This window comes from Oleiphilus sp. HI0086 (genome assembly GCF_001635225.1).
This window is the reverse complement of sequence record NZ_LWFZ01000134.1, coordinates 1-9,729: the sequence shown is the minus strand read 5'-3', so window position 1 is coordinate 9,729 and position 9,729 is coordinate 1. Positions and strand designations below refer to the sequence as shown.

The 9,729-nt window shown below is 44.4% G+C and carries 8 protein-coding genes and 1 rRNA gene; 6 read left to right on the top strand and 3 right to left on the bottom strand.

The window, feature by feature from the left end; all coding sequences use genetic code 11:
* Together A3756_RS01935 and A3756_RS01930 are read right to left on the bottom strand one after the other, a co-directional pair.
* On the bottom strand, nt 1-639 hold a 639-nt coding region (locus A3756_RS01935; protein WP_156490189.1), incomplete at its 3' end, for a hypothetical protein.
* A complete protein-coding gene (locus A3756_RS01930; RefSeq protein WP_068552795.1) occupies nt 636-1,136 on the bottom strand; it encodes an exonuclease domain-containing protein in 501 nt (166 codons plus the stop codon). The genes A3756_RS01930 and A3756_RS01935, both read right to left, overlap by 4 nt.
* Nucleotides 1,137-1,441: 305 nt before the next feature.
* Here A3756_RS01930 and clpB point away from each other — a divergent pair, with 305 nt between their 5' ends.
* On the top strand, nt 1,442-4,018 hold the full coding sequence (gene clpB / locus A3756_RS01925) for an ATP-dependent chaperone ClpB (protein WP_068552792.1): 2,577 nt from the start codon (nt 1,442-1,444) through the stop codon (nt 4,016-4,018).
* 53 nt (nt 4,019-4,071) lie between these two features.
* On the opposite strand, the gene A3756_RS01920 is transcribed toward clpB, so the two are convergent.
* A complete protein-coding gene (locus tag A3756_RS01920; RefSeq protein ID WP_082865037.1) occupies nt 4,072-4,539 on the bottom strand; it encodes a DUF4124 domain-containing protein in 468 nt (155 codons plus the stop codon).
* A 444-nt stretch (nt 4,540-4,983) separates the two neighbouring features.
* Between A3756_RS01920 and A3756_RS01915 the strand changes: the two genes are divergently transcribed.
* From A3756_RS01915 to A3756_RS01895, 5 genes are all read left to right on the top strand, one after another.
* On the top strand, nt 4,984-6,705 hold the full coding sequence (locus A3756_RS01915) for an acetolactate synthase 3 large subunit (protein WP_068510902.1): 1,722 nt from the start codon (nt 4,984-4,986) through the stop codon (nt 6,703-6,705).
* Nucleotides 6,706-6,708: 3 nt separating this feature from the next.
* Nucleotides 6,709-7,200: an acetolactate synthase small subunit gene (ilvN, locus tag A3756_RS01910; protein WP_068510904.1), complete on the top strand. Its 492-nt coding sequence runs from the start codon at nt 6,709-6,711 to the stop codon at nt 7,198-7,200.
* Between the two features lie 67 nt (nt 7,201-7,267).
* Nucleotides 7,268-8,278 carry a ketol-acid reductoisomerase gene (gene ilvC, locus A3756_RS01905; RefSeq protein ID WP_068510906.1) on the top strand — a complete coding sequence of 337 codons (1,011 nt, stop codon included), beginning with the start codon at nt 7,268-7,270 and terminating at the stop codon, nt 8,276-8,278.
* Between the two features lie 87 nt (nt 8,279-8,365).
* The gene (gene pssA, locus A3756_RS01900) at nt 8,366-9,151 is read left to right on the top strand and encodes a CDP-diacylglycerol--serine O-phosphatidyltransferase (protein ID WP_197470003.1); all 786 of its coding nucleotides are present in this window, start codon (nt 8,366-8,368) and stop codon (nt 9,149-9,151) included.
* Between the two features lie 475 nt (nt 9,152-9,626).
* Nucleotides 9,627-9,729, top strand: a 16S ribosomal RNA gene (locus A3756_RS01895); the annotation flags it as partial.

Genomic DNA, 9,729 nt, shown 5'->3' with positions numbered 1-9,729 from the left:
ATCTTGGTCGAAAGCTATTAGAACGGTTTGATCAACCTTATTATCTATTTCGACAAAGGCTGAAGGGATGTAAGTCAGGTCCAATGAGGCGCTAAACTGATCTAGAATATTGAATGAGTCATCTTCACGGAGAAACTCTATCTGATCATTGCTGTAGGTGCAGTGTCCGTCATCGCTGCTGATTGCGGAGGACATTTGCTCCTTAGCTTCGACGAATGTTTGAACAAGTTTTTCGCTGTCGATGGCAGCAATAAGGTTTTCCATAAAATCTAGGGGGTTGTTTGCTGATTCTACGGTTCCCTCGTCATCTAGTGTGTAGTTCATATCTGCGCTGATCTGTTGCAATATAAAGTCGCGGACGGCTTCCTCGTCAGCTGAAAGGTCAGATAAAATTGGGTTACCACTAGCGTCAATAGATTTAGATTGCAGGCCTTTAAAGCTATTAATGAAGTCCTCAAGGTAAAGTTTGTATTCGCTATTTTCTTCATTTGCGAGTACTTCGTAGCTTTGGTTTTGAACTATCTGCCTTGTTGGCAGATGGGCTTGGCATAGCTGCTCGGTTGTTTGGAAGGTCGGTGTACAGGCCGCGAGTACTGATAGTGCAGAAAGGCCTGCGAGCGTATTTCTTAATAATTTCATTTAAGCTGGGCTCCTAATTTCTGCCAGGTTTTATGAAGTATGTAAGCATCATTTGCAGCGCGGTGCCGAACAAGCTGTAGCTCATCTATAACGCCAGCTCTGATGTCCTGCCATCTATCGATTTGCTCTTCATCGAGAATTGATGAGAGGGAGTCTAGATGGAAGTTGGGTTTGCATTTTGCCGCTTTAAATAGGCGATGAAGCCAAAAACTATCGAAGGCCCAGGCATCGCAATATACATCCCCACTAAGTAGATCATTAAGTTCGCGAACAACCTGGCTAATCTCAGCGCCTTCTTGTTGAAGTTGGTCTTTACTGATTCCATGTATTCGCGCGGCTTTTTCTGACCAGTCTTTCCATAATACGTGCGGTTTGATCAGCCAGCTTCTGGTGCTGCCATCAGCCAGGCAAACACCTACTTCAATAGGGTAGCTGGATAGGAGGTCTAGGCTGGAAGCTTCGAAGTCAATAAAAACAGGGTTGTTGTCGCTAGGCATCTAAGGGTATTCGCGTGAGTAGGTAGTGGGTCGGCTGGTGAAATTGGACGCCGATATAATCCGGCCATATTAATCGTTAAGCAAAGGCTCTGCAATTACTGTACGAGTTTGGTGTGATCTTGACCATAAAAAATTGATTACCACTCGGTTAGTTTCTGTAGAAGTGGGAGTATTTTTATTGATTTGTGTCAATAAATTGGCGCAATTTATGTGTTGGGCCTTGAAAATGTCCAGGCGAGCCTTATCTATGTCATAACGAAGTTTACTGAACTTAGATACTATTGATTCCTTCGGGGGGATAACTTATGAGAATTGATCGTTTGACGAGCCGTTTGCAGGTTGCGATATCAGATGCGCAATCTATAGCCTTGGGAAAGGATCATCAGTTTATAGAGCCGGTGCATTTGATCCAGGTTCTAATTGACCAAAATGGCAGCGTATCCGCCTTATTGAGACAGCTTTCTGTAGATGTAAAACAATTTAGAACTGAGCTTGGTCGTCTGGTTGATGAATTACCGACCGTCGAAGGTGCAGACGGTGATGTGCATATGTCCAACGACCTGGGGCGAATGCTGAACATTGCTGATAAGTTAGCGCAGAAAAAAGGCGATCAGTTTATTTCAAGTGAGATGGTCTTACTTGCTGCGACTGGTGATAAAGGTGCTTTAGGCGCTTTGATGAAATCTTATAAGGTAGAAAAAGCTGCTTTAGAAGAAGCGATTGACCAGGTGAGAGGAGGTGATGGCGTGAATGATCAAGGGGCTGAGGAAAATAGAGAGGCATTAGATAAATTTACGGTTGATTTGACGGCTAGAGCCGTAGAAGGAAAACTGGACCCGGTTATTGGTCGTGATGATGAGATTCGTCGCACGGTGCAGGTTCTTCAACGTCGACGTAAGAATAACCCCGTTTTGATAGGTGAGCCGGGTGTCGGTAAAACAGCTATTGTCGAAGGTTTAGCTCAACGAATTGTAAACGGTGAAGTACCTGACGGCTTAAAAGATAAGAGAGTCTTGTCCTTGGATATGGGGGCATTGATTGCCGGGGCTAAGTTTCGAGGTGAATTTGAGGAGCGCTTGAAAGGTGTGCTTAATGAGCTGAGTAAGCAAGAAGGGCAGATAATCCTCTTTATCGATGAAATTCATACCATGGTTGGTGCTGGTAAGGCAGAGGGCTCAATGGATGCGGGGAATATGTTGAAGCCTGCACTTTCTCGAGGTGAGCTGCATTGTGTTGGCGCTACTACGCTTGATGAATATCGTGAATATATAGAGAAAGATGCTGCCTTGGAAAGGCGTTTCCAGAAAGTTCTAGTAGAGGAGCCGGTTGTTGAAGATACCATTGCTATTCTGCGCGGTTTGAAAGAGCGTTACGAAGTCCATCATGGGGTAGAAATTACCAATAGTGCAATTATCGCTGCAGCCAAGCTTTCTCATCGCTATATAGCTGATCGCCAATTACCGGATAAGGCGATAGATTTGGTTGACGAGGCAGCAGGCCAAATTCGAATGGAGATGGACTCAAAGCCAGAAGCTTTAGATCGCTTGGAGCGCCGTTTGATTCAAATGAAAATCGAGCGGGAGGCGCTTAAGAAGGAGCAGGATTCTTCATCTAAAAAGAGCCTTGTAGAGCTGAATGAGCAAATTTCTGAACTTGAAAAGGAATTTTCAGATCTGGAAGAAGTCTGGTTGGCAGAAAAGGCAGCTCTGCATGGTTCCCAGAAAGTTAAGAGTCAGTTAGAGCAGGCTAGGGTCGAATTGGAGAGTGCTCGTCGAGAGGGTGACTTGGCATTGATGTCGGAATTGCAGTACGGGAAGATTCCCGAATTGGAGCGCCAGTTGGATATGGCGAGCCAGGCTGAAATGATGGGTATGACCTTATTACGTAATCGAGTGACCGAAGAAGAGATAGCAGAAACAGTATCGAAGTGGACGGGTATTCCGGTCTCAAAAATGCTGGAGGGCGAAAAGGATAAGTTGTTGAGAATGGAAGGTTCTCTGCATGAGCGGGTAATTGGTCAATCTGAAGCAGTGCAAGCGGTATCCGATGCAGTACGTCGTTCTCGTGCGGGTTTGGCTGACCCTAATCGTCCAAATGGCTCCTTTCTATTTTTGGGGCCAACAGGTGTCGGTAAAACCGAACTTTGTAAAGCCTTGGCGAGTTTCCTCTTCGATACTGAAGATGCGATGGTTCGTATCGATATGTCCGAATTTATGGAAAAGCATTCGGTGGCTCGCCTAATTGGCGCTCCTCCTGGATATGTAGGCTATGAAGAAGGTGGCTATTTGACAGAGTCTGTCCGCAGGAGACCCTATTCGGTATTGCTATTGGATGAGGTGGAGAAGGCACACCCGGATGTGTTCAATATCTTGCTTCAGGTATTGGAAGATGGTCGTTTAACTGATGGTCAAGGTCGTACTGTCGATTTCAGGAATACGGTTATTATCATGACGTCTAATTTGGGTTCTGATGTTATCCAGGCTATGGGAATGGAAGGCGCGGGTTATGATCAGATAAAGAATGCTGTCATGGATTCTGTATCGGCTCATTTTAGGCCGGAGTTTATCAACCGTATTGATGAAGTGGTGGTCTTCCATGCTTTGGGAGCCCAGCAAATTCAGGGTATAGCGCAGATTCAATTGAAAGGCTTAAGTAAGCGTTTGTTAGAGCAGGATATTACCTTGGAGTTTGAGGCGGATGCTATGGCTAAGTTGGCCGAAGCCGGGTTTGATCCGGTTTATGGGGCAAGGCCTCTAAAGCGAGCTATACAGCGTTGGGTTGAGAATCCATTGGCTCAGAATTTGTTGGCAGGTGATTATGTGTCGGGTGACACTATAGTAGCGAGAGCTGAAGCAGATGAAATAGTGTTTGAAAAAAGGTAGTAAGGCACCGAGCTTTTGGTATGGTCTAAAGGCTCGGTGTCCTCCGTATTGTATTATTGGCAGTAGTCTTCAATTTGTTTTTGGAAGTTTGCCTTCTTTTCGTTGATCTCTTCAGGGCTTAGGAAGCGGGTGACGCCTTCTTCAACAACTGTTATGCGGCTAGTTTCAGCAATAACTCTAAGGTTTTCTCTGATTGCTTTACATTTTTCTTCAATCTCAATTTTTCTAGCTTCTTCTTGAGCGATCCCTTGTCGAACTTGCATTTCTTTGGCTGTTTTTTCATCGATAGCTTTTGCTTGGTTTTGTGCGCTGGTGCGCTGTGATGCAGTGCTAGTTTTAATTTGAATACTGGTCGACTCGGTATGGTTTGGTTTCTTGTCCGTATAGTGAGTGTTGCCGTTACTATCGACCCATTTATAGACTTCAGCCGAAGTTGCTATGGTTGTAGCACAGCTAATTAAAAGAAAAGCGCAAAGCTTTAAAGTGGTTGTGAATAATGCGCTGTTCAGTGTGAGCGTCATGGTTTCGATTTCCTGTCAGATCATAGAATTTTGGTCAATTGACATTCTAACTATAAACCATAGACGGTTTTTTGGACGAGAAAAGCCGAAAAAATACAAAACTGGGTCAAAAAAATGCAAATTATATTGACTCTAATGATTTAAGTGTCAGAATTACGGGTTGCTTTTTCTAGGGTTTTACAAGTGTCGTTTTTCAACGTTAATCGTTTGACGGTAATAGTATCCCCCAGCGTATTTGAGCTTCTTACTTTGCTTGATAGAAAATGTAAGAGGCAGTGGTAAAACAGGAGTCTAGCATGACATAAAAGTGCTGGACTTTATGGCGAAACTCTACGCCAAATTTACCATCAAAGTAACGCTAGATTGCATCCAGTGCACTTCCAAAAGAAGTGAGAGTTAACTCGGATTAAGCTTCCATAAACTATTTAACAGAAGGTAATTATCGTGGAGCTATTATCTGGCGCCGATATGATTGCTCGTTTTTTACAAGACGAGGGTGTCGAGTACATATACGGTTATCCTGGTGGTGCAGCGCTGCATATTTATGATGCGCTTTTCAGACAGGATAAAGTTGAACATATTTTGGTTCGTCATGAGCAGGCAGCTGTTCATATGGCGGATGGTTACGCGCGAGCGTCTGGTAAGGCGGGTGTCGTGCTCGTTACGTCTGGACCTGGTGCGACGAATACAATTACAGGTATTGCTACAGCCTTTATGGATTCTATTCCAATGGTTGTGCTTTGCGGGCAGGTGCCTTCAACCTTAATTGGTGAAGATGCTTTTCAGGAAACCGATATGATGGGCGTATCTCGTCCTGTTGTTAAGCATAATATGGCTGTAAGGCATGCCTCAGAAATACCAGAGGTCTTGAAAAAGGCTTTCTATATTGCGCAGTCGGGTCGTCCGGGGCCGGTTGTTGTGGATATTCCTAAGGATATGACGGCGCCAAATGAACGTTTTGAATACGTTTACCCCAAAAAGGTGAAGTTGCGTTCTTATACGCCGCCGGTAAGAGGGCATTCTGGTCAGATTAAGAAAGCGGTCGATATGTTATTGGCAGCTAAGCGTCCGGTAATCTATGCGGGTGGTGGTGTTATTCTGGGGCAAGCATCCAAGCAGTTGGTAGAGTTGGTTGAGCGCTTGAATTATCCAGTAACCACAACGCTAATGGGTTTGGGTGCATATCCTGGTACTGGTGAGCATTCTCTGGGAATGCTGGGGATGCATGGTACCTACGAAGCCAATGAGGCAATGCATAATTCCGACTTGGTTTTAGCGGTTGGTGCTCGATTTGATGATCGAGTGACGAATGGCACTGACAAGTTTTGCCCGGGGGCAAGAATTGTTCATATCGATATTGATCCGGCAAATATTGCAAAAACAGTTAAGGTTGATGTGCCAATCGTTGGGCCGGTGGGATCAGTGCTTAATGATATGTTGGCGATTCTGGAGGATGCAGAGGAAACGCCAGATCAAGAGGCTTTGGCTTCTTGGTGGAAGAGTATAGATGGCTGGCGTGCTCGTCACGGTGGTCGCTACGACCCTTCGACCGAGGAAAGCATTAAACCGCAACAAGCGATCGAGGCGATGTATAGAGCGACGAAAGGTGATGCTTACGTTTGTTCTGACGTCGGGCAGCACCAGATGTTTGCAGCTCAGTACTATAAATTTGATAAGCCAAATCGTTGGATTAACTCTGGTGGTTTAGGGACGATGGGTTTTGGTTTGCCAGCGGCAATGGGGATAAAGCTTCATTATCCTAATGAGGAGGTTGTCTGCGTAACGGGTGAAGGCAGTATTCAGATGAATATTCAGGAACTGTCGACCTGTAAGCAATATGACTTGCCGGTGAAGGTTTTAATACTGAACAATCAGGCTTTAGGGATGGTTAAGCAGTGGCAGGATATGAATTATGAATCGCGCCACTCTCATTCGTATATGGAGTCCTTGCCAGATTTTACTAAGTTGGTGGAATCATATGGTCATGTTGGTTTGACTGTCACTAAACTTAGCGAGCTGGATACGACGATGGAGAAGGCTTTTGCGATGAAAGATCGTTTGGTTTTCATCAACGTTTATGTTGATCCGAAAGAGCATGTTTATCCGATGCAAATTGCGCGCGGATCTATGAATGACATGTGGTTAAGCAAAACGGAGAGGACTTAAGCCATGCGTCGAATAATTTCAGTTTTGTTAGAGAATGAGCCGGGAGCTCTGTCGCGTGTTGTAGGGCTGTTTTCACAGCGAAATTATAATATCGAGACATTAACTGTTGCGCCGACGGATGATGGTACGCTGTCTCGTTTAACGGTTACAACTTCAGGCTCCGACAAGGTCATTGAGCAGATTACCAAGCAGCTAAACAAGTTGGTTGAAGTGGTGAAGCTGGTTGATCTGACGGAAGGTGCTCATATAGAGCGCGAGTTGATGTTGGTTAAGATTAAGGCAGCGGGCTCTCAAAGAGCAGAGATTAAGCGTTGTGTTGATATCTTTCGTGGTCAGATAGTGGATGTTACTAGTTCTGCCTATACGGTACAGATCACAGGTAATAGCGACAAGTTGGATGCATTTATTGCTTCGATAGCTGAAGGAAGTGTGCTCGAGGTGGTTCGTTCGGGTGTTTCAGGTATTGCGCGTGGCGAGAAAGTGCTAAGTCTATAGCGTGTTGTTTAGTAAAATTTTAATTAAGCGTCGATTTATTTCGACAAGAGAAAAGTAGAGGATTGTCATGCAGGTTTATTACGATAAAGATTGTGATCTATCGATCATTAAAGGTAAGAAAGTTTCAATTATTGGTTATGGTTCGCAAGGTCATGCTCATGCCTGTAACTTGAAAGATTCTGGTGTTGATGTAACGGTTGGTCTACGTGCAAATTCTTCTTCTGTAGCGAAAGCGGAAGCGCATGGTTTGACTGTTAAGCCGGTTGCTGAGGCTGTCTCTGGTGCTGATGTAGTAATGATTTTGACTCCAGATGAGTTTCAGTCTGTTTTGTACAAAGAAGAAATTGAGCCAAACATTAAGCAGGGTGCTACTCTAGCATTTGCTCATGGTTTTGCTATTCATTATAACCAGGTTGTGCCTCGTGCCGATCTTGATGTTATCATGATCGCTCCAAAAGCGCCGGGCCACACGGTTCGTTCAGAATTTGTGAAGGGCGGTGGTATTCCAGACTTAATCGCTATCTATCAGGATGCAACGGGTAAGGCTAAAGATGTTGCGCTATCTTACGCTTCAGGTGTAGGTGGTGGTCGTACGGGCATTATCGAAACAACTTTCAAAGATGAAACTGAAACTGACTTGTTCGGTGAGCAGGCTGTTCTTTGTGGTGGTGCTGTTGAGTTGGTTAAGATGGGTTTTGAAACGCTTACTGAAGCGGGTTATGCGCCTGAAATGGCTTACTTCGAATGTTTGCATGAATTGAAGTTGATCGTAGACCTTATGTATGAAGGCGGTATCGCCAATATGAACTACTCAATCTCAAACAATGCTGAATACGGCGAGTATGTAACGGGCCCAGAAGTTATTAACGAAGAGTCTCGTGCAGCGATGCGTAATGCGCTTAAGCGTATTCAGAATGGTGAGTATGCGAAAATGTTCATTTCAGAGGGTGCAACAAACTATCCTTCAATGACTGCGTACCGTCGTAACAATGCTGCGCACCCAATCGAGCAGGTTGGTGGTGAGCTTCGTAAGATGATGCCATGGATTAACAAGATTGTTGATAAGAGCAAAAACTAAACATTAGTTGTTTTTGCAGGTAAGATAAGGCGGCTCTCTGGTTTTTCCAGAGAGCCGTTTTTTTATGTTTAATGATGAGAGTTGATGATGAGTGATATGAATTCAGAAAAGCAGGGTGATGTAGAAAAGGAAGAGGTGAGCGAGTCGCCGGCTCATCGTTCAAAGCTGGGGCGAGGGATCTATCTGTTGCCGAACCTGTTTACAACAGCTTCGTTGTTTTCTGGATTCTATGCGATCGTCGCTGCTATGAATGGTCATTTTGATAATGCAGCAATTGCCATCTTTATATCAATGATTCTGGATGGCTTAGATGGTCGTGTGGCGCGTATGACGAATACGCAGAGCGCTTTTGGTGCAGAGTACGATAGTTTGGTCGATATGGTTGCTTTTGGTGTGGCACCCGCTCTTGTCGCGTTTACTATGAATTTGCATACTTTGGGTAATTTGGGGTGGATTGCGACCTTTATCTATGTGGCGGGTGCTGCGTTGCGTCTAGCGCGCTTTAATACACAAATTGATGAGGTGGATAAGCGCTACTTTATAGGGCTTCCAAGCCCTTCGGCGGCGGCAATTGTGGCTGGCTTTGTATGGGCGGCGCATCATTACGAGCAGTCGGGCTGGTTAACTGCGTTAACGATGGTGATAGTTGCGGGTGCAGGGGTGTTGATGGTGAGTAATGTTAAGTATCACTCCTTTAAAGAGTTTGATATGAAAAGAAGGGTTCCGTTTACTACCTTGCTTATTATAGTTCTGGTTTTTGCGGTCATTGCGTTAGAGCCGTCGCTAGTACTGCTTGGGGTCTTTGCTTTATATACTTTATCTGGGCCATTTAATGCGTTACTTGGTCGCAATAAAGTGACTGAAAAGTCTTAATTACATTCGCTAACATAAAAATGTAAAGAAAGTTTGATAAAGGTGTTGACTTAAAGAATCAGCTCTATATAATGCGCACCTCCTTAAGGCGAACCGCTTCGAAAGCGGCGAAGTTTGAAGGAGATAGAGGATAAATTAAGTGATTAAAATCAGTAATTTATCTTCGCTTGTTAAAGGTTTTGGTTTTCGGTTTTGAATTTAAATTTCTTCGAAAACAAATTAAAAAAAATCGTTGACAAGCAAATGAGACGCTGTAGAATACGCGCCTCGCTTGAGGGATCTCAAGCAAGCTCTTTAAAAAATTAACCAAGCAATTCGTGTGGGCGCTGGCTGAGATGATTTCACGATAAAGCACTCTGATCTAACTTGTTAGAGAGGATGTTGCTTAAGAAATTATCAAGTCAACGACCTGTACAATTTATTTGAACAGTAAGTAACTTGAGCAAGTATATGAAGCTTTTGCTTCGACTAGATTGAACTGAAGAGTTTGATCATGGCTCAGATTGAACGCTGGCGGCAGGCTTAACACATGCAAGTCGAGCGGTAACAGAGATAGCTTGCTATCTGCTGACGAGCGG

Bases quoted from the DNA above. Each gene is read 5' to 3' on its own strand.
- A3756_RS01930 (WP_068552795.1), bottom strand. From the start codon at position 1,136: ATGCCTAGCGACAACAACCCTGTTTTTATTGACTTCGAAGCTTCCAGC.
- clpB (WP_068552792.1), top strand. From the start codon at position 1,442: ATGAGAATTGATCGTTTGACGAGCCGTTTGCAGGTTGCGATATCAGAT.
- A3756_RS01920 (WP_082865037.1), bottom strand. From the start codon at position 4,539: ATGACGCTCACACTGAACAGCGCATTATTCACAACCACTTTAAAGCTT.
- ilvN (WP_068510904.1), top strand. From the start codon at position 6,709: ATGCGTCGAATAATTTCAGTTTTGTTAGAGAATGAGCCGGGAGCTCTG.
- ilvC (WP_068510906.1), top strand. From the start codon at position 7,268: ATGCAGGTTTATTACGATAAAGATTGTGATCTATCGATCATTAAAGGT.
- pssA (WP_197470003.1), top strand. From the start codon at position 8,366: ATGAGTGATATGAATTCAGAAAAGCAGGGTGATGTAGAAAAGGAAGAG.